A 26,431-nucleotide genomic window follows, 5' to 3' on the forward strand; every position below is an offset into this window, starting at 1 on the left:
CACATCATGAACAAACAAACGGTCGTCATTGCACTTGGTGGCAACGCACTTCTTCGTCGCGGCGAGCCTTTAGAAGCAGGGGTTCAGCGTCACAACATACAAATTGCTGTTAAGGCGATCTGCGAAGTCGCACAAAATTACAAAGTCGTGCTCGTACATGGAAACGGCCCTCAAGTAGGTTTATTGGCTCTACAAGGCTTGGAATATAAGCAAGTTGCTCCTTATCCGCTTGATGTACTAGGGAGCGAAACCCAAGGCATGATCGGTTATATGTTAATGCAAGAATTTAAGAACCAGATGCCAGACATCAATGCGACCTGCATGCTAACGCAAATGACGGTCGATCCAAACGATCCTGCTTTTCTTAATCCCACCAAACCCATTGGGCCAATTTATACTCAGGATGAGGCGCGAACGCTGGCCGAGAAATATAATTGGACCATCAAACCCGACGGTGATCATTTTCGCCGCGTTGTCCCAAGCCCTGAGCCAACAGGGATCATCGAACATCAAGCGATTACCACTCTGATTGAGCATGGCCACCTGGTGATATGCACTGGCGGCGGGGGAATTCCAGTCCAATATGATAATGGGCAGTTAGTCGGTGTCGAAGCGGTAATTGATAAAGATATGTCAGCGGCTTTGCTAGCAAAACAGTTACATGCTGATGCCCTGTTAATCTTAACCGATACAGATGCCGTCTATCATGATTGGGGTAAAAGTAGCCAGCGAGCATTAAGAAACACAACACCAAGCGAGTTAAGCCAATATCAGTTTGAGCAAGGATCTATGGGGCCCAAGATTCAAGCATCATGTGAATTTATTAAACAGGGAGGAAAAGTGGTGGGTATTGGCGCTCTAGAAGACGGTTTGCGCATTCTTCAAGGACTCGCAGGGACTTCTATCACTCAAGGTTAATTCAAGTTGTATCACTCTCGTTGTAAACAAATAAGTTAATCACTGCGCCTGATTATTAACAGAGCGCTCGTCGAACAATAAGGAATACACTATGGCTTTCAATCTTCGTAACCGCAACTTCCTAAAGCTTCTCGACTTCACTCCGAGAGAGATACGACATTTTCTCGATCTCTCGATAGAGCTCAAAAAGGCCAAATATAATGGCTATGAGCAGCCTAGATTGAAAGGAAAGAATATCGCCTTAATTTTTGAGAAAACCTCAACTCGCACTCGATGTGCTTTTGAAGTTGCCGCTTTTGACCAAGGTGCACAAGTCTCTTATTTAGGCCCCACAGGATCGCAGATTGGCCACAAAGAGTCGATGAAAGACACCGCCAGAGTGCTAGGGCGCATGTATGACGGGATTGAATATAGGGGTTTCGGCCAAGAGATTGTCGAAGAGTTGGGTTCCTATGCTGGTGTACCTGTCTGGAATGGACTGACGAATGAATTTCACCCAACCCAAATACTGGCAGATTTTTTAACCATGATGGAACATGGCCGTGGTAAGCAACTTCACCAAATGGCATTTGCCTACTTGGGAGATGCCCGCAATAACATGGGCAACTCTCTTATGGTCGGCGCGGCCAAAATGGGCATGGACATCCGTCTTGTAGCGCCAAAACAATTTTGGCCACATGAGGATTTAGTTGCGCAGTGCCGTGAAATAGCTCAATCAACGAACGCAAAAATTACCTTAACCGAAGACATTAATGAAGGCGTGCTTGGTTGCGACTTTCTTTATACCGATGTATGGGTGTCAATGGGGGAAGCGAAGGAGGCATGGGCAGAACGTATTGCTCTAATGCTGCCTTATCAAGTTAATATGCAAACCCTCAAAGCCACTCAAAACCAAAATGTGAAATTTATGCACTGCCTACCGGCGTTTCATGGCGAAGATACCAAAATTGGTAAACAACTGGCAGATGAATACTCTGAACTAAAACAAGGCTGTGAAGTCACTGACGAAGTGATTGAATCGGACTACTCGATTGTTTTTGATCAGGCAGAAAACCGCATGCACACCATAAAAGCGGTAATGGTCGCAACCCTAGGAGACTAACTATCACCCCAAAATAGCGGCTTTAACTAGGTATTTTCATCAAATAAGAGATAAGGGGTATCATGATGAACCCCTATCTCTTTTTTTTTTGAGTACGTTTCAACCATGACCAGTTGCTGAACCTAACATGGCCCCTCAACTAGCAATAACTCTATTAAAAACTCGCTTGTTTGTTTGGTGATCACTTTCAAAAAGACACACTTTATTTGGTGATAATATGACCCGACATCAAAGTCACCACAGAAGTGGCAATTGAGTATTTTAGGGTACTTCAACGGATTGAAGCACTGAAAGCCATAGGGAACAACTTTACACCATTCTTTTTGAGGAATTCTCATGAGTGAAACTCTTAGCCCACACTCAGTTGAAGAAAATGAAGACAAAACCCTGATTACAGCCTGTAAAAGGCTACTTCAACAACAAAGCTTTTCGACTCAACATGAACTGAGAGAGGCGCTGGTTGATGTCGGATTTGTTGGTATTAGCCAGTCGACTGTCTCACGTTTATTGTCACAACTTGGCGTAGTCAAAGTCCAAAATGCTTGTGGTAAAAAAGTATATTGTATCACGGTAGAAACAGCTCCCGTGCGTATTGAGTCTTCTATTTCCTCACAGATTGAATTCATTACTCACAACCAATCGATGGTCGTCGTGAAAACGCACCCAGGCAGTGCTCAACTGGTCGCTCGACTAGTCGATATAGACCCACATATTGATATTCTCGGTACGGTCGGAGGAAACGATACTGTCTTAGTGATCCCCAAGGACATACAACAAATTGATGAAACAGAAAGGGTAGTTAGAGCTAGACTAGGAATAGCCTAACTATCTGATAAAATAAATATTTCATTAAGCTTGAAACTTAATACCACTTTTCTCTGTCTGATTGAGTTAAAATGAACAAAATTTGACTTAAGTGACTTCTGTATGCGTGCTATTTTATCGCTTTTTTTGCTCTCTCTGACCGTTTTTTCAGCGCCTAGTATGGCGCTTTTTGAGCAATCTAAATCGACACCCAGTTTCGGTAACCAAGCTAATAGCTTTGTCCCTGTCGATGAAGCCTTCCCATTCAATGCGTTTCAACAAGACGATCGTGTCTTTCTCGATTGGCAGGTCAAAAAGGGCTATTACCTCTACCAGCAGAAGTTATCCATTAATGGTGAAAACGTTACGCTGAAAGCAGTCAACATAAAAGATGGCACACTACATCAAGACGAATTTTTTGGCGAAGTTAATATTTATACTGAACCTTTATTCATTGAAGTTCCTGTAACGGATTACCAAAATGGAGCCAAGCTTATCGTGCAGTATCAGGGCTGTGCTGAAGCTGGTTTCTGTTACCCGCCAGAAACTCGCATAGTGGATTTAACACCTTTTAACTCTACAAGTAACAACACTCCAGAGCCAACAAGTCAAGCCAAGCTAGCGAAAACGAATGCTGCCCCCCCCCCATTAACATCACAAGAGTCTAATCTAGCCACCAGCCTAAGCGATAACTGGTGGACGCCACTACTTTTCTTGGCGCTTGGGGTAGGACTTGCTTTCACTCCATGCGTTTTGCCCATGTACCCTATTCTGACTAGTATTGTGCTTGGTAGCGGTAAGCTCAATCACGGCAGAGCACTTGGACTGGCCTTTATCTATGTGCAAGGCATGGCCCTCACCTATACCCTACTTGGCTTAGTCGTCGCCTCTGCTGGACTACAATTTCAAGCAGCAATGCAACACCCCTATGTACTGATTGCTTTGAGCGTCCTGTTTATCGCTTTAGCCTTATCGATGTTTGGTGCCTATACCATTCAGCTACCTAGCAGTGTTCAAACTTGGCTCAATAACTTAAGCAACAAGCAAAAAGGGGGAAATTCATTCGGTGTATTTGCAATGGGCGCTATATCAGGGCTGGTTTGTTCTCCATGCACCACTGCCCCGCTCTCCGGCGCCTTACTTTATGTGGCTCAAAGTGGCGATCTAGTCACAGGAGGCGTCGCCCTCTATGCACTGGCCTTAGGTATGGGGATCCCATTGATGCTGGTTGCTGTATTTGGTAATAAACTGCTGCCTAAAGCGGGAAACTGGATGGATAGAGTCAAAACACTGTTTGGGTTTATTCTCCTAGCCGCGCCAATATTCCTACTAGAACGTATCATGCCTGAAGTTTGGGCAACAGGGTTGTGGTCAGCACTTGGCCTGGCGGCATTTGCGTGGCTGTATCACATCAAGAATTCCTTACCATTAGGTGGATGGAAACAAAGTACTATCGGCGTCATTGCGATACTCGGGTTATTTGTATCGGCGCAGCCAGCTTTAACCTATTGGCGTGGTGGACATATTGAACAGTCGCAACCAAGTATCCAATTCACTCGCATAGCAAATGTGGCAGAGCTTGATCAACATCTAGCACAAGCTAAACTGGCTGGCAAACCTGTGATGCTCGACTTTTATGCCGATTGGTGCGTAGCTTGTAAGGAATTTGAGAAGTACACTTTTCATCAATCCGATGTGGAAAACAAACTGAAAGGCTTTGTGTTACTCCAAGCTGATGTCACGAAAAGCTTGCCGCAAGACATTGAGCTCCTAGAAAAAATGAAGGTTCTCGGGCTACCCACCATAGAATTTTGGGATGCAAGCGGACAGCCTATCCCCAGTGCAAGAATCACTGGATTTATGGCAGCTGAGCCTTTTTTACAACATCTTGATACACATAGCCTATAAACCAAGGTAAAGTCGCCGCCAGTTCTTGAGCTGGCGGCCACAGTCACGTATCTTCCTGATTGAGCAGAAAACCCGATATAGTTCAGAGTTTTTATGCATGGAGATTGTTCACGTCCTTAAAGCCGACAATAATCTTATTAAGCCAACCTTTAATTGATACGATTCAATACCATGGATTCAACTTACACCATTATCATCGCTGACGATCATCCGCTATTTCGTAATGCACTGTTTCAGTCAGTACACATGGCAATAAGTGGTGCTAATTTGATCGAAGCTGACTCGCTTAACGGCTTACTCACGGTTTTGAGCAAAGAACAAGAGCCTGATTTACTGCTATTAGATCTCAAGATGCCCGGCACCAATGGTCTATCAGGGTTAATACAACTGCGCGCAGAATACCCAGATTTACCAATCGTGGTCATTTCTGCCAGTGAAGAGCCTTCCGTTGTCACACAAGTCAGAAGCCATGGCGCGTTCGGTTTTATCCCCAAATCGAGCGATATGCGTGAACTCATCAAGGCTTTAACCCAAGTACTAAACGGAGAGCCTTTTTTTCCTGAATATGCAACCACACACCAGATTAATGACGAGTTAACTGAAAAAATAGCAGCTTTAACTCCACAACAATATAGAGTCCTTACAATGTTATCTGACGGACTACTAAACAAGCAAATAGCCTATGAGCTTAATGTCTCTGAAGCAACGATAAAAGCCCATATGACGGCTATATTTCGCAAGTTAAATGTAAAAAATCGAACTCAAGCCGTTATTTTGCTCCAACAGCGAGAATATGAATATTCTTAACGTTTTTTCACTATTGATGTTATTTATCTGCTAAGATACTTTCATCGATTAACGAATCGATGTGTTCATCCCTCTGTTTAACCAACTCTGGGAGTCAAAATATTGCTTAGCGTATTATTCACTCAATTTGTTGTGCTCTGGGCTGTTATAGACCCTGTAGGCTCTGTACCAGTTTATCTATCTCAAACCCAACATCTTTCAGCAAAACAACGTCGATTAGTCGCACTGAAAGCGGTAGGTATTTCGGCTGGAGTGCTACTCTTTTTCTTGCTTGTTGGACAACTGCTTCTCGACGCAATGCAAATTCCTTTACCAGCTTTCCAAGCTGCCGGAGGACTCGTTTTACTGCTATTTGCATTGACTATGATATTCGGCGAGTCTAAACCGGAACAAGAAACGAAAATATCAGAGGAAGCCAGTCACTCAGACTTGGCAGATCTCGCTGTTTACCCACTAGCCATACCCTCGATTGCATCTCCTGGCGCTATGATGGCTATAGTGATGCTGACTGATAATCATAGATACTCAGCAGCCGATCAGTTAGTCACTGCCGCTGTCATGATTGGCGTATTATTGATAACTTTAATCCTCTTGCTAGGAGCAACTCATATCCAAAAGTGGATAGGAAATGTCGGAGCGGCGATCATCAGCCGAGTTATGGGATTAATCCTTGCAGCAGTTGCGCTTAACAACTTACTGTTAGGAATAAAAGACTTTTACCTCGGCTAGCTATCAAAAATATTTTTAAGCGGCTATTAGACTTTGGTCTAATTTTTTAGTTAAAAACGCTTAAATTCAAGCTAACTTCTAAACAAGCGCCTGTTTTACAGGCGTTTTTTGTATATCTCAACAATACTAAAGTTGAAAAGCGCTTCTAACTGACGCTTGGTAAGGTAATTAATGAAACATTTTATTTACAACCAATCGTAAGGAGGCGGCAATGGCATTTGAAAGTCAGGAAAGAGCCAAAGCCTATTGGAATAAGAACGTAAAGCTCATGATTACCTTAATGGTTATCTGGTTTTCTGTTTCATTTGGTTGCGGGATTTTAGTTGTCGACCAACTCAATCAATTTCAGATCGGTGGGTATAAGTTGGGATTCTGGTTTGCTCAACAGGGCTCCATCTATTCGTTCCTCGCTATTATCTTTTTCTATGCATGGAAAATGCGACAAATCGATCGTGAATTTAATGTCGACGAGTAGGGAGCGACGGAAATGGATCTGAAAACTACGACTTATTTGATCGTTGGCGCCACTTTTATTCTTTATATTGGTATAGCCATATGGGCACGCGCAGGCTCAACAAAAGAGTTCTATGTCGCAGGTGGCGGTGTCAACCCAATCGCAAACGGCATGGCAACAGCAGCAGACTGGATGTCGGCAGCTTCCTTTATTTCAATGGCTGGCTTGATCGCATTTATGGGCTACGGCGGGTCAGTATTTCTAATGGGGTGGACCGGGGGTTATGTCTTACTTGCACTTTTACTCGCACCCTATTTACGCAAATTTGGTAAATTTACCGTGCCTGAATTTGTAGGTGAGCGCTTCTATTCAAATACTGCACGTATTGTTGCTGTCATCTGTCTCATCATAGCGTCTGTTACTTATGTTATTGGGCAGATGAAAGGTGTGGGTGTTGCCTTCGGACGATTTCTCGAGGTGGACTATTCAACGGGATTGTTCGTTGGTATGTGTATCGTATTTATCTACGCTGTTATGGGTGGAATGAAAGGTATCACCTACACACAAATTGCCCAATATTGCGTTTTGATTCTTGCATATACAATACCAGCAATATTCATTTCGCTTCAATTGACAGGTAACCCTATCCCTCAAATAGGTCTCGGCAGTACGATGGCTGGTAGTGATGTGTACCTGCTTGATCGCCTTGACCAAGTGGTGACTGAATTGGGATTTAGTGAGTACACGACCCAAGTTAGAGGCGACACTTTGAATATGTTCGTCTACACCATGTCTTTGATGATAGGGACAGCTGGTTTACCGCACGTTATTATTCGCTTCTTTACGGTACCTAAAGTAAGAGACGCCCGCTCATCGGCTGGCTGGGCATTAGTATTTATCGCCATTTTATATACCACAGCCCCTGCTGTATCAGCGATGGCAAGACTAAACTTAATGGATACAGTCAACCCAGCACCTGGACAAAATCTTGCCTATGATGAGCGGCCGGATTGGTTTAAAAACTGGGAAAAAACCGGACTATTGGGTTTTGAAGACAAAAATGGGGATGGAAAAATACAATATACCCCTAGTGCAGAAACCAATGAACTGAAGGTAGATCGCGATATCATGGTTCTCGCCAACCCAGAAATCGCCAAGCTGCCTAACTGGGTCATTGCACTTGTCGCTGCTGGCGGACTTGCTGCTGCTCTCTCTACTGCCGCAGGACTACTGCTCGCAATCTCATCAGCCATCTCACACGACTTAATCAAGGGTGTGATTAACCCCAATATATCCGAAAAGACAGAGCTATTGGCAAGTCGGATTTCCATGGCTATCGCCATTGCCGTTGCAGGATATTTGGGCCTCAATCCACCTGGTTTTGCCGCAGGGACCGTAGCACTGGCCTTTGGTTTGGCCGCCTCTTCGATCTTCCCTGCACTCATGATGGGCATTTTCAGCAAAAATATTAATAAAGAGGGTGCAATAGCAGGCATGATTGCGGGTATTACCATAACCCTATTTTATGTTTTCCAACACAAAGGTATTCTATTCATTGCTGACTGGAAATACTTGCAGAGTTGGGGCAGCAACTGGTTCTTAGGTATCGAGCCTAACGCTTTTGGTGCGATAGGTGCTGTGTTTAATTTTGTCGTTGCTTTCATTGTCTCCAAAGTCACGGCTGAAACACCACAAGAAGTAAAAGACTTAGTGGAACACGTCCGTGTACCAACTGGCGCAGGCCAAGCTGTCGATCATTAGTCGTTAACTTGCCTCTCTACCATCTACTGTAGAGAGGCTTTCCCCCTACAAAAATTTCAGTTACTGTGAGTTTATCTGCATCAATTGGATACTAAGATGTTAACAAACAAGCATTTCATTGCTGCTCTACTTATTGCGCCGATTTTGTCTATTATTGCTTACCTTGCGACTGATATTGCAGTGAGTGAAAAACCACAGCCTGCGATTAAAGGACAGAGTTACAAAATGGTCAGTCAGTCTAACTGCCGATATACCAGCGGGCTTTGCAATATGGAAAATGGTGATTTTAAAATTAAAATACGCTCAGAGAAGATAGGAGATGATCAGCTGGAACTTTCATTACGTACTGAATATGCAATTGAAGGTGTAAAGTTGTCCATCGCAGATAGCCAAACACAAAATACGCCTCCCACAGACATGAAACCGTTAGATCAAGCAGGGAAAAGCTGGCACATCAGCTTGCCTAAACCCAATTCTTCTCAGAGCTGGTTAAGAGTAGTAGTGCAATTTGGTGGCTCCCTATACTACGGAGAAACTCAAACTGCGTTCGTAAAATACGAAACGCTGTTCACCGATTAAAACACGATACTCAAGCCATGGCTTGCTCTTTTTTACCTATCCGATTTAACAAACTTCTGAGTTTTAGCGGCTTAACCGGTTTGGGAATAAAGTAAAAGCCATTGGAACGAACGCCTTCCATCATGTCATCAGCTCTGTCTGCACTAATAATGATCCCATCAAATCGCTGACCTAATCTTAATCTAAATTGCTGCAACAACTCTAACCCAGTTCGATCATTATCAAGCCGATAATCAGAGAGGATCACATCAGGTCTCCAGCCTTGCTCAAGACACTTTAGGCTTGAGAAGATATCCGTCGCCGTACGCACATCCCCCCCCCAACGCTCTAATAAGCTCTCCATACCTAGCAAAATATCTGGCTCATTATCAACGCAAAGCACTTTAATTCGACCCAAGGTAACATCAAGCTTTGTCTGAGTTGAGGGCGTCAACTTGGCAGCTTGTTTTCCACGCTCAAGAGTAATCGAGAAAACACTTCCTCTGCCAGGCCAAGAGCGCATAGAAATTTGATGTCCCAAAACGTGTGCAATCCCTTTAGATATTGCTAAACCTAGCCCAAGACCATGATCTGTACGTGCTTGGTCGCCTCGATTGAATTCCTCGAATATCTCCTGCTGTTTCTCTGGCTCAATACCAACGCCATTGTCCCACACTTCTATTCTGGCTTTTTCTCCAACGCGTCTAACACCCAAAACAACCTTACCTTTGGGGTTATATCGAAAAGCATTAGTTAAGAAATTTTGTACGACTCGACGAAGTAATTTTGGATCAGATGATACGACGAGTTTACTATGCACCATTTGAAAATCGATACCTTGACACCTAGCCAAGGCGCTAAATTCAGCGTTGAGATTTGACAACACATCACTCACGGCAAACATATGAGGATAGACTTCAAGCTTACCAGACTCCAAGCGTGAGATATCAAGCAAATCACCAATCAGATCTTCAGCAGCTTCTAAGGCGGTTTCTATATGCTGAGATAAACGCTGGGTTTCCTTTTCTTGGGCTGTTTCTGATAACGAAGATGCAAACAAACGTGCAGCGTTAAGTGGTTGCATCAAGTCATGACTTACGGCAGCAAGAAATCGTGATTTAGATTGAGACTCAAGTTCAGAACGCTTTGTTGCTGTAACCAAACATTTATTTAATTGCTCTAGTTCTTGAGTTCTTTGCAAAACACGCTCTTCGAGGCTTTCATTTACTTCCTTAAGCGATCGTTCTGCCTCACGAAAAACCGTAATGTCAGAAAAGCTCATCACAAACCCACCACCTGGCATTGGGTTTCCTTGAACCTCAATGACTTTTCCATCAGGCCGAACTCTTGAGGAAGTATGCTGGGTACCTCTATGTAGATGATGTAGACGGCGACGGACATGATCTTCTGGATCACCTGGGCCACATAAGCCTTGTTCGGCATTATGACGAACGACATCTGCGATTGGCCTACCAACTTGGATAAAACCTTTAGGGAAACTAAAAAGTTCTAGATAACGATTATTCCATGCAACTAGCCTTAGTTGCTTATCAACCACTGCAATACCTTGACCTATATGTTCAATAGCGCCTTGGAGAAGACCACGACTAAAATCATATAGCTCCGATGCTTCATCTACTATCGTTGCCACTTCTTCCAGCTGCATATTGCGACCTTGCAACGCAGAAGTCAGCACCAATTTAGCTGAGGCGGCACCAAACACGCCGGCTAGAACTCTCTCCGTATGACGTATCAAACTGGGTGACGCCTGATGCCCAGAGATAAGATGCTGGTTGTGGGTTTGCGCAAATTGTTCATAAGCGGCGCGAACACGCCCTATTCCTACAAAACGAGCCGCCAACATTTCAAGTTCACCAACCGTCACTCTACTTTGATAAAGACTTAAGTTGTCACTTTCCGTCGCTGGAAGACCAATAAAAGAACCCGATTGCAGTCGCTCACTGATGCTAGTTCGGGTAAATAAAGACACAAGCAAATAACAAACTGCATTTAGCAGCAAACTCAATGTCATGCCCCAATCAACATTCTCAATATTTAAAGGTTTAAGAAGTTCAGGAGGTGTCATTACCCATGCAAAAAACTGATTGGTGTCATATTGAGACATCTGGTTTAAAAGCGTAACAAACCAAATGGAAAATCCCACACCAAGGCCACTATATACGCCCTTGCGATTCCCTTTTCTCCAATACATGCCACCCAATATTGCGGGGGTGAACTGAGCGACAGCAGCAAATGACAAAAAACCAATCGTCGCCAGCGAGTGAACATTGCCGAGTACATGATAAAAGCCCCATGCACCAATCAGAAGAACTACTATCAGGCAACGTCGGATTCTCAACAGTAACTTAGAAAAGTGGCGGTGTTTGCGTTGCGCCAGCTTAGTCCCTCGCAATAACATTGGCATAACGAGATCATTCGACATCATGATAGCTAGGGCAATGGTTGAGACAATCACCATTCCACAAGCGGCTGAAGTCCCTCCCAAGAAAGCAATTAAAGCTATCTGTTCAGCGCCTAATGCCATAGGTAAACTGATCATATAAGTATCTGGGCTAACACCACTTAAAACTTCCTGACCAACCCAAGCAATAGGTAATACAAACATCGCCATCAGAAGCAAATAGATAGGAAAAATCCAACGCACAGTTCTTAAATCTTTGGCATGTTCATTTTCGACCACTAATGTGTGAAACTGGCGCGGTAGACATAATATCGCCATCATAGTCAACAAGGTATGAATGACAAGGGTCGCAATATTGGGAGAGCGATAAGTGCTATGTGCAATCGACAACAATTCAATATCTGCACGTTGAAGAGTAAGGTAGACAATAAAACCACCCACAATGAGGAAGGAAAATAACTTTATCACCGATTCAAAGGCAATCGCTTTCATCATCCCTCTATGATGCTCAGTACTATCAACGTAACGAGTACCAAACAAAATCGTAAAGACCGCTAGAGCTGTCATGACAAACCACGAGATATCAATCCCCTGTGTTGTAACAGCGCTAAATAACTCAGGTGATACCAGTTCTAGCCCCATGGTGATAGCTCGTAGCTGTAAAGCGATATAAGGTAAAACACCCAGAACAGCTATTAATGTCACCGCCACTGCGAGTCCTTGTGATTTGCCATAACGTGCGGCAATAAAATCGGCAATTGAGGTAATGTTTTCTCGCTTCGCTGTAACCAAAAGCCGAGCTAGTATTCGCCAACACAAGGTAAAAACTATAATTGGAGCAAGGTACAGAGGTATAAACGACCATGGGTTTATGCTCGCTTGACCAACAGTGCCATAAAAAATCCAAGAAGTGCAATATACAGTGATCGACATACTGTAAATCAAAGCACGCCAGCGAGATAGCCAATTGGGGGCCCTATCACCGTACCAAGCAATAACAAAGAGCAACCCCAAATACATTAATGATACTGTAATCACTTGCCAATCTTGCATCTGGTTTCCCTATTCAATTCCACTCGTTTCATCGCCAAATTAAAAAACCTCTCCGGTAAAGAGAGGTTTTATTTAACGCCGAGTCACGACTTAACTCAAATTATTGTTTTCAATTCTGCGTTTCGGTATCAATAATAGAAGGCTGACTACGAATAGGCTCTACATGGATAAATAACGCGGCAATCCCCATGAGCGCCATAATCCAAAATACATTCGCCCCCCAAGACTCGTACCCCCAACCACACAAGGCTGTCAACAAAGCAATTACTGCCCCTAAAGGAATAGCATTATAGAGCGCTTGCAAGGCAACAATTCTATTAACATCAGAATGTTGAATGTATTGGATGGCAGCAATATGGGCAACACCAAAAGTCACCCCATGCAGTAACTGAATTAAAATAAGAGCTGAGAGCGCCGTCGTTGAAGCGGTTAGACCCCACCTAACAGTGACACCAACTGAAGCTAATACAAAGAGGGTTCTCAGTGACCAACCAGTAAACAACCTCTTACTAAAAGCAAACACGGCAACTTCAGCAACCACACCTAAGCTCCAAAGATACCCTATTGTATCTTCAGCATGTCCCACTTCTTTCCAATAAATAGCACTAAAACCATAATAAGCAGCATGACTTCCTTGAATAAGAGCAACTAAGGTCAAAAATTTAATCACAGAGACATCTTTGAGCATGTCTCCTAGTTTAGGGCGATGGGTTGCTTCTTTTTCTACCGTTTTCGGCATAGGTTGGATACGACGCATAGAAAACAGAATAGCGCATAACATACCTGCAGCAGCGGTATACAAAATCATCTCACTGCCAAATTCAGCAGCCAGATACCCCACCACTGTCGAACCAATAATAAAAGATACCGATCCCCAAAGACGCGTTCGACCATAATCAATCATTTTTATCCGTGCGTAGTAATTCGCCATTGCATCGGAAAGCGGCACTATGGGGCCAAAACATAGATTGAAGAGCACAGTCGCAAGAGCCATCAACCAAAAGCTCGTTGTCGCGAGAAAATGAAACATCACAAATAGAAGCGCAGCAATACTTAACCAGCGCAAAGCAGGCATGAGCTGCTCCACCTTGTGAATCCGTGGCGTAATGACCATGTTGGCGACACAGCGGGTAGCAAAGCCAATACCAACTAACAAACCTATATCTGTGGCTGAAATTCCTTGATCTTCAAACCACAATGCCCAAAAAGGCAGATACACACCATAGGCAAAGAAAAAACCAATGAAGTACTGAGATGTCCAATGAAAGGGAGAAGTGGTTAGCATGTCCAACTCGAATGCATATGAAAACTGATGCGATATTATCCTTATTTATCAGGCCAATAAAAGGAAAGTTTTTAACCGTAAGGCCCATTTATTTGTATTCGACCAAAGTCGTCTGGCGACACACAACAAATTTGTCAAACTGTATTCATGTCTTCTTTTCTGAGTTGGGGTTTTTATGCCTGCTCACTTCAATCTCAAATTGCCGCCCTTTGATTGTCTGGAAGAAAGTCAGAAAAACACATTACTAAGCAGTATAGATATCGCCTATTTTCGTCATAATCAACATGTACTCAAAACTAACCAAGACAGCCAATACTTACATATTATTATCAAGGGCATAGTTGAAGAAAGAGATGAGGATGGCAGGGAAGTTTTCGCTCATTATACCCATGATGACCTTTTTGATGTGCGCGCATTATTCGAACAAAAGGTTCGCCACGATTATGTTTCTTTAGAAGACACCCTAGTCTACCTTTTACCTCGTTCTGTATTTATTGATTTGTATGACCAGAATGGTCAATTCGCTGCCTATTTCAACAATAATTTAGCCAAACGCCAAGAACTAGTAGACACCGCCCACAAGCAACAAAACTTAGCTGAATTCATCCTCAACAGAGTCGATACTAATTTATGTCACCCTCCTTTAATACTTAGCTGTGACAGCTCGATTCAGGAAGCCACCCTGATCCTCAAAGACTCTGGCTGTGATGCTGCATTGATAAGATTAAATGACGACGACCACCGATTAGAAAGTGAAGAGCACTCACTGCCGTTTGCCATTATAACCAGAACCGACATGTTGCACGCCGTTATACTTGAAGAGCTGTCTCACAACACCCCAATCACCTCCATAGCAAGCTACCCTGTATTGCAAATACATCAAGGGGAGTTCTTGTTTAATGCCATGATAAAGATGACAAGGCACCGTTTTAAACGGATTATGGTGGTCGATGGAAAAGAGCCTATCGGCATGCTTGATATGACTCAAATTCTCAGCGCATTTTCAACCCATTCCCACGTCTTAACCTTAAGCATTGCCAGAGCTACAAGTATTGACGAACTCGCCACCACTTCACTTCGTCAACGGCAATTAGTCGATGGACTGTTTGCACACGGGATCCATATTCGCTTCATAATGGAGCTGATGTCGGCGGTCAATGAACAAATCATTGAAAAAGCGTTTGAGTTAGTTGTGCCGCCCAAAATGCACAAACAATGCTGCCTAGTTGTGCTAGGTTCAGAAGGCCGTGGGGAACAAATACTCAAAACAGATCAAGATAATGCGCTGATCATTAAAGACGGGGTGGTTTGGCCTGAATGCTGCCAAATTATGGAAAAACTCACCCATACACTGCATCAACTGGGTTACCCATTATGTCCAGGTAAGGTAATGGTGAATAACCCTGACTGGGTTAAAAGCCAAGCCGAATGGCAAGAGACCCTCAGCAATTGGGCATTGGCGAGATCAGGCGATGACATCATGAACTTGGCCATATTTACCGATGCTCATGCGATTGCTGGAAATCTTAAGCTCCTCAGTCCAGTTCGCAGCCACCTAAAACAGGTAATGAAAAATAACATGCTGTCTTTACAGAGCTTTACTCAACCTGCGGTACAATTTTCTCTACCTTTGACTTTGTTAGGCAAGGTCAAATATGGCAAACAAGGTATCGATATAAAAGCGGGAGGCATTTTTCCTATCATTCATGGCATCAGAGCTCTGACACTCGAATATGGACTGACCTCAAACAATACCTTTGCGCGCATTACGCAACTCAGCAACAAAAAAATTCTAGAGCCTGATACGGCTGAGAATTTAACCGAAGCATTAAAATTGATGTTCAAGCTGCGCTTGCACCAACAGCTAGACCAACAGCACACTCATAACCAAATAACATGGGAAGGCCTGGATAGAGCTGAACGTGATTTACTGCGCCATAGTCTCCATGTGGTTAAAAAGTTTAAGCAGTTTCTGGTTTTCCATTATCAGATTAGAGAGTGAATATGAACTGGCTACAACGTTGCTATTGGTACTACAAACTAAAAGGCTCACCCTATCGGCCGCTATTCTCTTATGTACACAAAGGAAGGTATGTCGCAATAGATTGTGAGACTACCGGCTTAAATCCAAACACCGCTGAGATTATTACCATAGCTGCGGCTGAAATTATCGATAACCAAATTCTCACCAGTCAATCATTTCATATTAAGCTCAAGGCCCCAAAATCATTAAACGCAAACTCAATAAAAATACACCAGATACGCCACTCAGATCTCGAAGACGGTCTTAATGAAAAACAAGCCATTACCCAGTTACTCGAGTTTGTTGGTAATAAGCCTCTGGTAGGCTATCACATTCGATATGACAAAAAGATACTCGATATTGCCTGCAAGCGTCACTTAGGTTTCCCTATGCCTAACCCCATCATTGAAGTGAGTGAGCTCTATTACGATATGCTGGTTAAACACCTACCTAACGCCTATTTTGACCTGAGCTTGGAAGCAATATGTAACCATCTAGACATTCCCACCGACAACAAACATGATGCTCTGCAAGATGCTATATGTGCAGCGATTGTATTTGTGCGACTTAAAAGGGGCAGCTTACCAAGCTTGAGCGTTCCGAGCAGAAGGGAAAATCACTCCCAGCGCACCTAAACCATATACTGGTGATAATTTCTCCATTCAGATTGAAAATAGCAATACAAGGCTTCAACTTATAAAGGCGGGTCTTAATTTCTCATCCTAAAGTCTAATTGTCGAATCAGCGCAAGTGCTAGAAAGTGATAGATAAAGTGATTGGCAAATAAAGTAGCAGTATTTTAAAGGATATTGACTCACTTCCCAGCGAAATGAGTACAAGGAGACAAATCATGAGTGAAGCCCACATTTATCCGGTTAAAGAAAATATTAAAAACAATACCCATGCGGATAACAACACTTACCTTTCTATGTATCAGCAGTCCGTCTCGAACCCAGAAACTTTTTGGTCAGAGCATGGCAAAATCATTGATTGGATAAAACCATTTAGCCAAGTAAAAAGCACTTCCTTTGATACAGGCCACGTAGATATTCGCTGGTTCGAGGATGGAACTCTTAATGTATCAGCCAACTGTATTGATCGACATTTAGCTAAACGAGGTGATGATGTTGCTATTATTTGGGAAGGTGACAACCCTGCTGAAGATCAATCCCTCACATTCAAACAACTCCACCAGCAAGTATGCCGATTCTCTAACGCTCTAAAAGCACAAGGAGTAAAGAAAGGAGACGTCGTCTGCCTATATATGCCAATGGTACCTGAGGCTGCTATTGCTATGCTGGCTTGCACTCGAATTGGCGCAGTTCATACGGTTGTATTTGGTGGTTTCTCACCAGAGGCATTGTCTGGGCGGATCATTGATTCAGACGCTAAGGTCATCGTTACCGCTGACGAGGGTATACGTGGTGGAAGACCTGTACCACTTAAGAAAAATGTTGATCAAGCATTAGCCAATCCGAAAGTAAAAACCATCGAAAAAGTATTGGTGCTAAACAGAACTGGTGGAGACGTTGATTGGCATCCACAACGCGATGTTTGGTGGCATGAAGCAATTGCATCTGTGTCTGATCATTGCCCGCCAGAAGAAATGAACGCCGAAGATCCTTTGTTTATTCTTTACACCTCAGGTTCAACAGGAAAACCTAAAGGTGTACTGCATACAACTGGGGGGTATTTGGTTTACGCCACGATGACATTTAAATATGTATTTGATTACCAGCCAGGAGAAACCTTCTGGTGTACCGCTGATGTGGGTTGGATCACTGGCCACACCTACCTTATTTACGGACCACTCGCCAACGGGGCCAAAACAATTTTATTTGAAGGGGTCCCAAATTATCCAGATACCAATCGAATGAGCCAAGTCGTCGACAAGCATCAAGTTAATATTCTTTACACAGCTCCAACAGCCATACGAGCACTAATGGCTAAAGGCGACGAAGCGATAAAAGATACGTCACGTACTAGCCTTAGAATTATGGGATCAGTCGGTGAGCCGATAAACCCTGAAGCATGGGAATGGTACTACCGAACTATTGGTAATACTCAGTCTCCCATTGTCGACACTTGGTGGCAAACCGAAACTGGCGGCATTCTGATTACACCATTACCCGGAGCGACTGAGCTCAAACCTGGCTCCGCGACTCGGCCATTCTTTGGCGTACAACCAGCCCTAGTCGATAACATGGGGAATCTAGTCGATGGCGCAGCAGAGGGAAATCTTGTCATCCTTGACTCATGGCCAGGTCAGATGCGTACCGTCTATGGAGATCACGAACGCTTTGAACAAACCTACTTCTCAACTTTCAAAGGCATGTACTTTACCGGCGATGGTGCTCGGCGCGATGAAGATGGGTACTACTGGATTACGGGCCGTGTGGATGATGTCCTCAACGTGTCTGGCCATAGAATGGGAACAGCAGAAATCGAATCAGCGCTTGTCGCATTCGATAAAATTGCGGAAGCCGCTATTGTAGGTATTCCTCATGACATCAAGGGCCAAGCTATATACGCTTATATCACTTTAAATGATGGTGAGTTTCCAAGTGCAGAACTACATAAGGAAGTCAAAGACTGGGTTCGAAAAGAAATAGGACCCATTGCTACTCCAGATGTGCTGCACTGGACCGATTCTTTACCTAAGACTCGCTCAGGTAAAATTATGCGGCGCATCCTAAGAAAAATCGCCACTGGAGATACAAATAACTTAGGTGATACATCGACGCTAGCAGACCCTAGTGTTGTTGATAAACTGATTGCCGAAAAGGCGAAACTTTCATAAACATGCTAGTTATATGTCAGTAAAGCGCCGGTTATAAAGCCCTACAGACATAACTTAACTATTTGTATAGAAATACATTTAAATAAGATAATGCCGTCACAAATGTGGCGGCTTTTTATTCTTTTGACTCCACCTATTCCATCAAAACCTCAATCAAAATAGCCAAAACTGTTAGCTTAATAACAGTTTTGGAAACGATAAATAGGAGATTAGACCAGTAATTTGCTGCTAAATGTAATGAATTAGCTATAATCTGTGTCTATTTTGGCGACTAAGTATAAAATTTTACAATTTTCTCATGCTGAGTCGACAATAATATGGGAAAATTCCAGTTTATCTCATGAAGTAGGAAGATAGCAGCACAATGACAACCAAATCATGCATACTTGTCTTAAATGGTCCGAATTTGAACCTATTGGGGTTGCGCGAGCCAAACCACTATGGCTCTCAAACTCTAGCACAAATTACCGACAGATTAGCCAAGCAAGCTCAAAGCGCTGGCATCGAGCTGGATCACCTACAATCAAACCGCGAATACGAGTTGATTGAGAAAATCCATGAGTCTGCCGACAAGGTGGATTTCATTATAATCAATCCTGCTGCTTTTACACATACTAGTGTCGCACTAAGGGATGCCCTACTTGGCGTTTCAATCCCATACATTGAAGTACATTTGTCCAATGTGCACGCGAGAGAACCATTTCGCCACCATTCTTATCTATCAGATAAAGCGCAAGGCGTCATTTGTGGCTTGGGTGCACAGGGCTATGAGTTTGCTTTGTCTGCCGCGATAAGCGCGCTGCAAATCAAGTAACTCACATGAACATACTCTGCAGTTCTTCCGAGCTGTCTTATTCACAAGATAAAAGAGAAAGAAAAGATGGATATCCGTAAAATCAAAAAACTTATCGAATTAGTTGAAGAATCTGGCATTGCTGAGCTGGAAATCTCTGAAGGTGAAGAGTCGGTACGCATTAGTCGTAACGGTGTGGCACCTGCGCCTGTGCAATACGCAGCACCTGCACCGGTTGCTGCTCCAGCAGCCGCTCCAGCAGTAGCTGCACCTGCAGAAGTTTCAGCGCCAGCTGAAACCAACTCAGTACCAGCGGGACACAAAGTGCTTTCTCCAATGGTCGGTACTTTCTACCGAGCTCCAAGTCCTGATGCGAAATCGTTTATTGAAGTTGGTCAATCTGTATCAGCAGGTGAAACACTTTGTATCGTCGAAGCAATGAAGATGATGAACCAAATCGAAGCTGATAAGTCAGGTGTTGTCACTGCTATCCTAGTTGAAGACGGTCAACCCGTTGAGTTCGACCAACCACTTGTTGTTATCGAATAATAGAGGCTGTCTCTTATGTTAGATAAATTAGTCATCGCGAATCGAGGCGAAATAGCCCTTCGTATACTTCGCGCATGTAAAGAGCTCGGCATCAAAACCGTTGCTGTACACTCGACAGCTGATCGCGACTTAAAACACGTTCTTCTTGCGGATGAAGCAATTTGTATAGGTCCTGCTCGTGGTATCGACAGCTACCTGAATATCCCACGCATTATTTCAGCAGCTGAAGTCACTGGTGCCATCGCTATTCATCCAGGTTACGGCTTCCTATCTGAAAATGCAGACTTTGCAGAGCAAGTCGAACGCAGTGGCTTCATTTTCGTTGGCCCTAAAGCGGAAACCATTCGCATCATGGGCGATAAGGTTTCAGCTATTAACGCAATGAAGAAAGCAGGCGTTCCATGCGTTCCTGGCTCTGATGGTCCACTAAATGACGATGAGTCAGCCAACAAAGCACACGCAAAGCGCATTGGTTATCCAGTGATCATCAAAGCTTCTGGTGGCGGTGGTGGTCGCGGTATGCGTGTAGTTCGCTCAGAAGGTGAACTGGTTGAAGCTATTGCCATGACTCGCGCTGAAGCCAAAGCAGCTTTTAACAATGATATGGTTTACATGGAGAAATTCCTTGAAAACCCACGCCATGTTGAAGTTCAGGTCATTGCGGACGGTCAAGGCGGCGCTATCCACTTGGGTGAACGTGATTGCTCTATGCAGCGTCGCCACCAGAAAGTTGTTGAAGAAGCGCCAGCGCCTGGTATTACTGCAGAAATGCGTAAATACATTGGTGAACGTTGTACTCGTGCTTGTCTTGAAATCGGCTATCGCGGAGCGGGTACGTTTGAGTTCTTGTATGAAAATGGTGAGTTCTACTTCATTGAAATGAACACCCGTATTCAGGTAGAGCACCCTGTTACCGAGATGGTAACTGGCGTTGACCTTATCAAAGAACAACTGCGTGTTGCGGCAGGCCAACCACTGTCATTTACTCAAGATGACATTAAAATTCGCGGCCATGCTGTGGAGTGCCGTATTAATGCTGAAGATCCTGAGCGCTTCCTTCCTTCACCAGGTAAGATTGAGCGCTTCCATCCTCCGGGTGGCATGGGAGTTCGTTGGGAATCACACATATACACAGGCTACACTGTACCGCCTCACTATGATTCTATGATTGGTAAGCTTATCACCTTTGGTGAGAATCGTGACGTTGCCATTGCTCGTATGAAAAATGCGCTTGGTGAGATGATTGTTGAAGGCATTAAGACTAATGTTCCTCTTCAAGAAAGCATAATGAACGATGAGAACTTCCAACACGGTGGTGCCAACATTCATTACCTCGAGAAGAAACTCGGCCTACAATAAGCTAACTAGCATATTATCTTTCCAATAGGCAGCGTCTGCTGCCTATTGTTATTTTCTAACTAGGCTATAGAACTCTAGTCTCAGTTTTGCCACAATGCCCTCCTTTGGTTTTAGAGTATTTTATATTCTTTCTCTCCACTCAATAATTATCACAACTTGATTTAAATAATGAAAACCTTGCCTGAACGCTATCAACAAGCGAATAAAGAGGCTAAATGGGCGGTGTTCCTCGCTCTAGCCTACTTTGTTTGGTGGTATGTATTTGCTTATGTTATTTTCCCAAACCAACCGCATGAGACACTGCCTAATCTATACTGGGGGTTGCCGCTGTGGTTTCTTTTTGCTTGCATCATCGGACCTATAGTTTTCACTCTGCTATGCGCACTTATGGTTAAGTTCATCTACAAGAACATGCCTTTCGATATAGAAGAAGAGACTAACCATGAACAGTGAGCTCCTCATCCCTCTTATTATTTATCTGGTCCTTGTTTTCGCAATAGCTGTTTATAGTCAATCGACTCAACGTAATAAACCGAACTTTCTGAGTAATTATTTCCTTGGTAACCGCAGCATGGGCGGCTTTGTTCTAGCCATGACACTTGCTGCAACATATGCGAGTGCAAGTTCATTTATTGGTGGCCCTGGAGCGGCGTATAAAATGGGGCTAGGCTGGGTGTTACTGGCAATGATCCAACTTCCAGCGGCTTGGTTGACACTGGGCGTCTTGGGCAAAAAGTTTGCTATCGAAGCGAGACGCCACAATGCTCTTACCCTCAACGACATGCTCTATGCAAGGTATCGTAATCGTACAGTAGTGATCCTGGCTTCCATCACCCTATTATTGGCTTTCTTTGCCATCATGGTAGTGCAGTTCGTTGGCGCCGCACGCTTACTTCAGACAGTGACGGGGCTAAGTTATCTGCAAGGGTTAACTGTGTTTGCCATCACTGTGGGCATATATACCACAATCGGCGGCTTTCGCGCTGTTGTTGTCACTGATGCTGTGCAAGGCATAATGATGATCATCGGGACGATCGCCCTATTGTTTGGGGTCATCCATGCAGGAGGAGGTCTTGGTAAGCTAGTCACTGATTTACACCAAATCGATCCAAGTTTGATCACTCCTTACGGACCAGATAATTTTCTCAACCAGCCATTTATGCTGAGTTTTTGGATACTGGTTTGCTTTGGCGTTATTGGCCTACCACATGCTGCGGTTCGCTGCATGTCATACAAGTCTAGCCAGTCTCTGCATCGCGGTATGATAATCAGTACTGCTATGGTTGCATTTCTTATGCTAGGCATGCATTTATCCGGCGCTCTGGGTCGAGTATTAGTGCCTGAAATTGATAGTCCTGACCAAATCATGCCAACTTTGATGGTGACTGTGCTATCTCCCGCGATTGCCGGTATATTTTTGGCTGGACCAATGGCCGCCATCATGTCAACCATTGACTCCCAATTGATCCAAGCCTCAGCGACTCTACTCAAGGATCTCTACCTTAATTACATCTCTCCCAAAACAAGCTCCCCTAAAAAGCTATCCAGACTATCATTTTGGATCACAGGCATTTTTTCAGCTTTAGTGTTTATGGCAGCCATAAATCCACCTGATATGATCATATGGCTTAACCTTCTTGCTTTTGGTGGCTTGCAAGCCGTCTTTCTCTGGCCTTTAGTTCTGGGGTTGTATTGGAGAAAGGCATCCGCTATGGGCGCTCTGTGCTCCATGCTGATCGGCTTAATATGCTACACCAGCCTTTCTTTGATTAAACCTAACTTATTTGGGGTTCATGCTATTGTACCGACATTAACTTTAGGTCTTATTACCTTCGTTCTGGTTAGCATCATCCGTCCAAACAAGACCACGAGTGAATAAATGCGAGCTTTTTGTACAATAGGAAGAACATGATAGAATCCGTGCCCACAAACCACCGCCAATATCGGATAACCCATGCCTTGGATTCAAATTAAGCTCAACGCAACCAATGATAACGCAGAACAAATTGGTGACATGCTAATGGAAGAGACCGGAGCTTTATCGGTCACTTTCCTTGATGCCCAAGACACACCTGTGTTTGAACCCCTACCGGGGGAAACCCGACTATGGGGAGATACTGATGTCTTGGCTTTATACGATGCCAACGCAGACACCCAGTTTATTATTGAGCAGATCAAATTAAGCGAACTTCTGGCTCATGATTTTGCTCATAAAATCGAACAACTTGAAGATAAAGACTGGGAGCGCGAATGGATGGACAACTTCCATCCAATGAAATTTGGTCAGCGTTTATGGATTTGCCCAAGCTGGCGAGAGGTCCCTGAACCTGATGCTGTCAATGTTATGCTCGACCCAGGACTCGCCTTTGGAACAGGCACTCACCCAACCACAGCTCTATGCCTAGAATGGTTAGAAAGCCTAGATTTGTCAGGCAAAACTGTGATTGACTTTGGTTGTGGATCAGGAATTTTAGCCATAGCGGCCATAAAATTAGGCGCAAAAAAAGTGGTGGGTATTGACATAGATCCACAAGCCTTGATCGCATCAAAAGACAATGCTGAGCGTAATAGCGTCGCAGACAAACTGGAAGTTTTCCTGCCACAGGAACAACCACAAAACTTAGTTGCCGACGTTGTGGTTGCAAACATTTTAGCAGGGCCACTGCGTGAACTTTCAAGTGTGATTACCTCTCTTGTCAAACCAAACGGCGAGCTTGCGATGTCTGGCGTGCTTGATACTCAAGCCCAAGATGTCGCAACCTACTATAGTGACGCATTTAATATTGAGCCGATAAAAGAGCTCAATGAATGGTGCAGAATTGCTGGCCGAAAATTCACTTAAATAAGACTTTGTGCATTAATTGACTGATTTTTGGGCATTTTACTAAAACAATTTGTAAATGCTCAAATATTGGTCTTTTCACGGCGTGAAAAAATGCGTAAAATGCGCGCCCTTGCTGGTATAGAACTGTGATTTAGTGTTTTGAAAATCGGAACTCATAAACTCGAGAATAATCTTATCGTAGCCCCCATGGCGGGAGTTACCGATAGACCCTTTCGTGAGTTGTGTCTCCGCTATGGTGCAGGGATGGCTGTCAGTGAAATGATGTCGTCAAACCCAAAGCTATGGAACACATCTAAGTCAAAACAGCGTATGGTACATCAAGGCGAATCGGGCATTCGCTCTGTACAAATAGCAGGAGCAGATCCTCAACTGATGGCTGATGCTGCTCAGTTTAGTGTTGAAAATGGTGCACAGATCATTGATATCAACATGGGCTGTCCTGCTAAAAAAGTGAATAAAAAGCTGGCGGGCTCAGCATTGCTTCGCTACCCGGGTATCATTCAAGATATTCTCAAAGCGGTGGTCAATGCAGTAGATGTCCCCGTGACACTAAAAACTCGTACCGGCTGGGACCCAGACAATAAAAACTGTGTTCAAATCGCTAAATTAGCCGAAGACTGCGGCATACAAGCTCTTGCGCTCCATGGCCGCACCAAAGCCTGTATGTACAAAGGAGAGGCCGAATATGACAGCATTAAAGCGGTTAAACAAGCAATCTCAATTCCGGTTATCGCTAACGGTGATATCGATAGCCCAGAGAAAGCAAAGTATGTGCTTAATTACACGGGCGCAGACGCTTTAATGATTGGACGCCCCGCCCAAGGGCGACCATGGATTTTTCAGGAAATCCAACATTTTTTGGAAAACGGCACCACGATGCCCGACCTTCCAATATCGGAAGTTAAGGACATCCTGCTTGGTCATGTGAATGCTCTACATACATTTTATGGTGAGTATTTAGGTCCGCGTATCGTACGAAAGCACGTGGGTTGGTACCTAAAAGAACATGAACAAGCAAGTGAGTTTCGCCGTACCTTCAATGCTATCGATGTGGCAGAGCTGCAACTTGAAGCGTTAGAAGGTTATTTTGATAACGTTGCATCATAATTAGAGAAGAGCTAGACCGAATATGTTCGAACAAAACCTGACTTCAGAAGCCTTAACAGTAACTACAGTAACTTCACAAGACCAGATTACTCAGAAGCCTTTACGCGACTCTGTTAAAGCATCTCTTAAAAACTACTTGGCTCAACTAAACGGGCAAGAAGTCACAGAGCTATATGAGTTAGTTCTAGCTGAAGTAGAACAACCATTACTTGATACCATAATGCAATACACTCGCGGTAACCAAACTCGCGCAGCAACTATGATGGGTATCAACCGCGGCACTCTTCGTAAGAAACTAAAAAAATACGGCATGAACTAATTTGTTCATCGCATTGTTATAAATACATAAAGTCGCGATTTTATCGCGACTTTTTCTCAATCGATTTAATTCCCTTTGACTAGAAGCGTATCCGACGGTTCCTGCCATTCCATCGCAACATAATGCTCACCGTAATATTTCTCCATTTCGCGATCAAGCCAATCTCGAGCAAAGTTTAGAGCCACAAAAATGCTAATCCTATCCAACCCATGAGACTGGCCGTTAACCAACTGGATATTAGATGGTGTAGCCCTTGCCGCGATAATTCCGACTAGCGCACCTTCTTGATTGTAGACCCCACCACCACTCATCCCGTCTTGGACAGGGGCATCCATGATACTAGCTGGACACTTGTCGAAGTAATGTGAGTCAATCAATGTCAAATCAAGGCGATAAACCCCCTCTCCTTTCAGCACACTGCCTCCAGGGCTCATTCCGAATGTTTCCACACTTTGACTTGGATAAACCAAGCCAAACTTGGGCTGATGATTAAGTATGTTCCTAGACTCAACTATCGCAAGATCACATTGAGGATGGTAGGCTATGACCTTGTCATAATTGAGCTTGGCAACATGGGCGACGGTAAGGCTAAGTTCTGAAGTGATTGGCGTGCTAGTGCCAAAACCAAAAAATAATAGTGGAATACCCGTTAACTCATAATCGAGATCAGGGTGTTGCTCTACCACAGTTAGTTGACCGTTACTACCAGTACAACCCGCTAAAATAATAAACAACAGTAACGTACATAAGCGCGAAATTGAATATAACAGATTGCTACAAAGGTTCATCCTTCACCCCTTAGTTATGTTTGCCCTGCCAAGATTGGTATAGTCGT

The 26,431-nt window shown here is 43.9% G+C and carries 23 protein-coding genes; 20 read left to right on the top strand and 3 right to left on the bottom strand.

Annotated features, from left to right (window positions below):
- Positions 1 to 6 precede the first annotated feature (6 nt).
- From arcC to FIV01_RS13420, 9 genes are all read left to right on the top strand, one after another.
- Complete coding sequence (gene arcC, locus FIV01_RS13380) at positions 7 to 918, top strand: carbamate kinase (RefSeq protein WP_152431406.1); 912 nt, start codon at positions 7 to 9, stop codon at positions 916 to 918.
- A 91-nt stretch (positions 919 to 1,009) separates the two neighbouring features.
- Positions 1,010 to 2,020, top strand: a complete 1,011-nt coding sequence (gene argF, locus FIV01_RS13385) for an ornithine carbamoyltransferase (RefSeq protein WP_152431407.1) — start codon at positions 1,010 to 1,012, stop codon at positions 2,018 to 2,020.
- A 336-nt stretch (positions 2,021 to 2,356) separates the two neighbouring features.
- Positions 2,357 to 2,845 carry an arginine repressor gene (locus FIV01_RS13390; protein ID WP_152431410.1) on the top strand — a complete coding sequence of 163 codons (489 nt, stop codon included), beginning with the start codon at positions 2,357 to 2,359 and terminating at the stop codon, positions 2,843 to 2,845.
- 102 nt (positions 2,846 to 2,947) lie between these two features.
- On the top strand, positions 2,948 to 4,732 hold the full coding sequence (locus FIV01_RS13395) for a protein-disulfide reductase DsbD (protein WP_152431411.1): 1,785 nt from the start codon (positions 2,948 to 2,950) through the stop codon (positions 4,730 to 4,732).
- A 171-nt stretch (positions 4,733 to 4,903) separates the two neighbouring features.
- Positions 4,904 to 5,539 carry a response regulator gene (locus tag FIV01_RS13400; protein ID WP_152431413.1) on the top strand — a complete coding sequence of 212 codons (636 nt, stop codon included), beginning with the start codon at positions 4,904 to 4,906 and terminating at the stop codon, positions 5,537 to 5,539.
- A 102-nt stretch (positions 5,540 to 5,641) separates the two neighbouring features.
- Complete coding sequence (locus FIV01_RS13405; RefSeq protein WP_152431415.1) at positions 5,642 to 6,268, top strand: MarC family protein; 627 nt, start codon at positions 5,642 to 5,644, stop codon at positions 6,266 to 6,268.
- Positions 6,269 to 6,479: 211 nt separating this feature from the next.
- The gene (locus tag FIV01_RS13410) at positions 6,480 to 6,743 is read left to right on the top strand and encodes a DUF4212 domain-containing protein (RefSeq protein ID WP_152431417.1); all 264 of its coding nucleotides are present in this window, start codon (positions 6,480 to 6,482) and stop codon (positions 6,741 to 6,743) included.
- A 12-nt stretch (positions 6,744 to 6,755) separates the two neighbouring features.
- Entirely contained in the window at positions 6,756 to 8,483 is a 1,728-nt protein-coding gene (locus tag FIV01_RS13415; protein ID WP_152431419.1) for a sodium:solute symporter family protein, read from the top strand.
- 96 nt (positions 8,484 to 8,579) lie between these two features.
- Positions 8,580 to 9,062: a hypothetical protein gene (locus tag FIV01_RS13420; protein ID WP_152431420.1), complete on the top strand. Its 483-nt coding sequence runs from the start codon at positions 8,580 to 8,582 to the stop codon at positions 9,060 to 9,062.
- 10 nt (positions 9,063 to 9,072) lie between these two features.
- Here FIV01_RS13420 and FIV01_RS13425 read toward each other — a convergent pair whose 3' ends face one another.
- Both FIV01_RS13425 and FIV01_RS13430 read right to left on the bottom strand, forming a co-directional pair.
- Positions 9,073 to 12,516, bottom strand: a complete 3,444-nt coding sequence (locus FIV01_RS13425) for a PAS domain-containing hybrid sensor histidine kinase/response regulator (protein WP_152431423.1) — start codon at positions 12,514 to 12,516, stop codon at positions 9,073 to 9,075.
- Between the two features lie 109 nt (positions 12,517 to 12,625).
- Positions 12,626 to 13,801, bottom strand: a complete 1,176-nt coding sequence (locus tag FIV01_RS13430; protein WP_152431425.1) for a 3-phenylpropionate MFS transporter — start codon at positions 13,799 to 13,801, stop codon at positions 12,626 to 12,628.
- A 175-nt stretch (positions 13,802 to 13,976) separates the two neighbouring features.
- Between FIV01_RS13430 and FIV01_RS13435 the strand changes: the two genes are divergently transcribed.
- The 11 genes from FIV01_RS13435 to fis all read left to right on the top strand — a co-directional run bounded on the left by FIV01_RS13435 (position 13,977) and on the right by fis (position 25,596).
- Positions 13,977 to 15,803 (top strand): DUF294 nucleotidyltransferase-like domain-containing protein, encoded by a 1,827-nt coding sequence (locus tag FIV01_RS13435; protein ID WP_152431426.1) that lies wholly within the window; start codon positions 13,977 to 13,979, stop codon positions 15,801 to 15,803.
- Positions 15,804 to 15,805: 2 nt separating this feature from the next.
- Entirely contained in the window at positions 15,806 to 16,459 is a 654-nt protein-coding gene (locus tag FIV01_RS13440) for a 3'-5' exonuclease (protein ID WP_152431427.1), read from the top strand.
- A 215-nt stretch (positions 16,460 to 16,674) separates the two neighbouring features.
- Entirely contained in the window at positions 16,675 to 18,624 is a 1,950-nt protein-coding gene (acs, locus tag FIV01_RS13445; RefSeq protein WP_152431428.1) for an acetate--CoA ligase, read from the top strand.
- Positions 18,625 to 18,988: 364 nt separating this feature from the next.
- Positions 18,989 to 19,438 (top strand): type II 3-dehydroquinate dehydratase, encoded by a 450-nt coding sequence (gene aroQ, locus FIV01_RS13450; protein WP_152431430.1) that lies wholly within the window; start codon positions 18,989 to 18,991, stop codon positions 19,436 to 19,438.
- A 66-nt stretch (positions 19,439 to 19,504) separates the two neighbouring features.
- Complete coding sequence (accB, locus tag FIV01_RS13455; RefSeq protein WP_152431432.1) at positions 19,505 to 19,966, top strand: acetyl-CoA carboxylase biotin carboxyl carrier protein; 462 nt, start codon at positions 19,505 to 19,507, stop codon at positions 19,964 to 19,966.
- A gap of 15 nt (positions 19,967 to 19,981) precedes the next feature.
- On the top strand, positions 19,982 to 21,325 hold the full coding sequence (gene accC, locus FIV01_RS13460) for an acetyl-CoA carboxylase biotin carboxylase subunit (protein WP_152431434.1): 1,344 nt from the start codon (positions 19,982 to 19,984) through the stop codon (positions 21,323 to 21,325).
- Between the two features lie 168 nt (positions 21,326 to 21,493).
- Entirely contained in the window at positions 21,494 to 21,778 is a 285-nt protein-coding gene (locus FIV01_RS13465) for a YhdT family protein (RefSeq protein WP_152431436.1), read from the top strand.
- Entirely contained in the window at positions 21,768 to 23,204 is a 1,437-nt protein-coding gene (panF, locus tag FIV01_RS13470) for a sodium/pantothenate symporter (RefSeq protein ID WP_152431438.1), read from the top strand. The genes FIV01_RS13465 and panF overlap by 11 nt, the downstream gene beginning before the upstream one ends.
- A gap of 75 nt (positions 23,205 to 23,279) precedes the next feature.
- Positions 23,280 to 24,167, top strand: coding sequence for a 50S ribosomal protein L11 methyltransferase (gene prmA / locus FIV01_RS13475; protein ID WP_152431440.1), 888 nt, complete (start codon positions 23,280 to 23,282; stop codon positions 24,165 to 24,167).
- A 141-nt stretch (positions 24,168 to 24,308) separates the two neighbouring features.
- On the top strand, positions 24,309 to 25,277 hold the full coding sequence (gene dusB, locus FIV01_RS13480) for a tRNA dihydrouridine synthase DusB (protein WP_152431442.1): 969 nt from the start codon (positions 24,309 to 24,311) through the stop codon (positions 25,275 to 25,277).
- A gap of 22 nt (positions 25,278 to 25,299) precedes the next feature.
- Positions 25,300 to 25,596 carry a DNA-binding transcriptional regulator Fis gene (gene fis, locus FIV01_RS13485; RefSeq protein WP_000462885.1) on the top strand — a complete coding sequence of 99 codons (297 nt, stop codon included), beginning with the start codon at positions 25,300 to 25,302 and terminating at the stop codon, positions 25,594 to 25,596.
- Positions 25,597 to 25,661: 65 nt separating this feature from the next.
- Here the strand turns inward: fis and FIV01_RS13490 are convergent, their stop codons facing one another.
- A complete protein-coding gene (locus tag FIV01_RS13490) occupies positions 25,662 to 26,384 on the bottom strand; it encodes a S1 family serine peptidase (RefSeq protein ID WP_152431444.1) in 723 nt (240 codons plus the stop codon).
- Between the last annotated feature and the right edge of the window lie 47 nt (positions 26,385 to 26,431).

The sequence above is a fragment of the Vibrio aquimaris genome (genome assembly GCF_009363415.1).
Classification (GTDB): Bacteria; Pseudomonadota; Gammaproteobacteria; order Enterobacterales; family Vibrionaceae; genus Vibrio; species Vibrio aquimaris.

Excerpts from the sequence above, each read along its gene's own strand:
- arcC (WP_152431406.1), top strand. The coding sequence starts at position 7 with ATGAACAAACAAACGGTCGTCATTGCACTTGGTGGCAACGCACTTCTT.
- argF (WP_152431407.1), top strand. The coding sequence starts at position 1,010 with ATGGCTTTCAATCTTCGTAACCGCAACTTCCTAAAGCTTCTCGACTTC.
- FIV01_RS13390 (WP_152431410.1), top strand. The coding sequence starts at position 2,357 with ATGAGTGAAACTCTTAGCCCACACTCAGTTGAAGAAAATGAAGACAAA.
- FIV01_RS13395 (WP_152431411.1), top strand. The coding sequence starts at position 2,948 with ATGCGTGCTATTTTATCGCTTTTTTTGCTCTCTCTGACCGTTTTTTCA.
- FIV01_RS13400 (WP_152431413.1), top strand. The coding sequence starts at position 4,904 with ATGGATTCAACTTACACCATTATCATCGCTGACGATCATCCGCTATTT.
- FIV01_RS13410 (WP_152431417.1), top strand. The coding sequence starts at position 6,480 with ATGGCATTTGAAAGTCAGGAAAGAGCCAAAGCCTATTGGAATAAGAAC.
- FIV01_RS13415 (WP_152431419.1), top strand. The coding sequence starts at position 6,756 with ATGGATCTGAAAACTACGACTTATTTGATCGTTGGCGCCACTTTTATT.
- FIV01_RS13420 (WP_152431420.1), top strand. The coding sequence starts at position 8,580 with ATGTTAACAAACAAGCATTTCATTGCTGCTCTACTTATTGCGCCGATT.
- FIV01_RS13425 (WP_152431423.1), bottom strand. The coding sequence starts at position 12,516 with ATGCAAGATTGGCAAGTGATTACAGTATCATTAATGTATTTGGGGTTG.
- FIV01_RS13430 (WP_152431425.1), bottom strand. The coding sequence starts at position 13,801 with ATGCTAACCACTTCTCCCTTTCATTGGACATCTCAGTACTTCATTGGT.
- FIV01_RS13435 (WP_152431426.1), top strand. The coding sequence starts at position 13,977 with ATGCCTGCTCACTTCAATCTCAAATTGCCGCCCTTTGATTGTCTGGAA.
- FIV01_RS13440 (WP_152431427.1), top strand. The coding sequence starts at position 15,806 with ATGAACTGGCTACAACGTTGCTATTGGTACTACAAACTAAAAGGCTCA.
- acs (WP_152431428.1), top strand. The coding sequence starts at position 16,675 with ATGAGTGAAGCCCACATTTATCCGGTTAAAGAAAATATTAAAAACAAT.
- aroQ (WP_152431430.1), top strand. The coding sequence starts at position 18,989 with ATGACAACCAAATCATGCATACTTGTCTTAAATGGTCCGAATTTGAAC.
- accB (WP_152431432.1), top strand. The coding sequence starts at position 19,505 with ATGGATATCCGTAAAATCAAAAAACTTATCGAATTAGTTGAAGAATCT.
- accC (WP_152431434.1), top strand. The coding sequence starts at position 19,982 with ATGTTAGATAAATTAGTCATCGCGAATCGAGGCGAAATAGCCCTTCGT.
- FIV01_RS13465 (WP_152431436.1), top strand. The coding sequence starts at position 21,494 with ATGAAAACCTTGCCTGAACGCTATCAACAAGCGAATAAAGAGGCTAAA.
- panF (WP_152431438.1), top strand. The coding sequence starts at position 21,768 with ATGAACAGTGAGCTCCTCATCCCTCTTATTATTTATCTGGTCCTTGTT.
- prmA (WP_152431440.1), top strand. The coding sequence starts at position 23,280 with ATGCCTTGGATTCAAATTAAGCTCAACGCAACCAATGATAACGCAGAA.
- fis (WP_000462885.1), top strand. The coding sequence starts at position 25,300 with ATGTTCGAACAAAACCTGACTTCAGAAGCCTTAACAGTAACTACAGTA.
- FIV01_RS13490 (WP_152431444.1), bottom strand. The coding sequence starts at position 26,384 with ATGAACCTTTGTAGCAATCTGTTATATTCAATTTCGCGCTTATGTACG.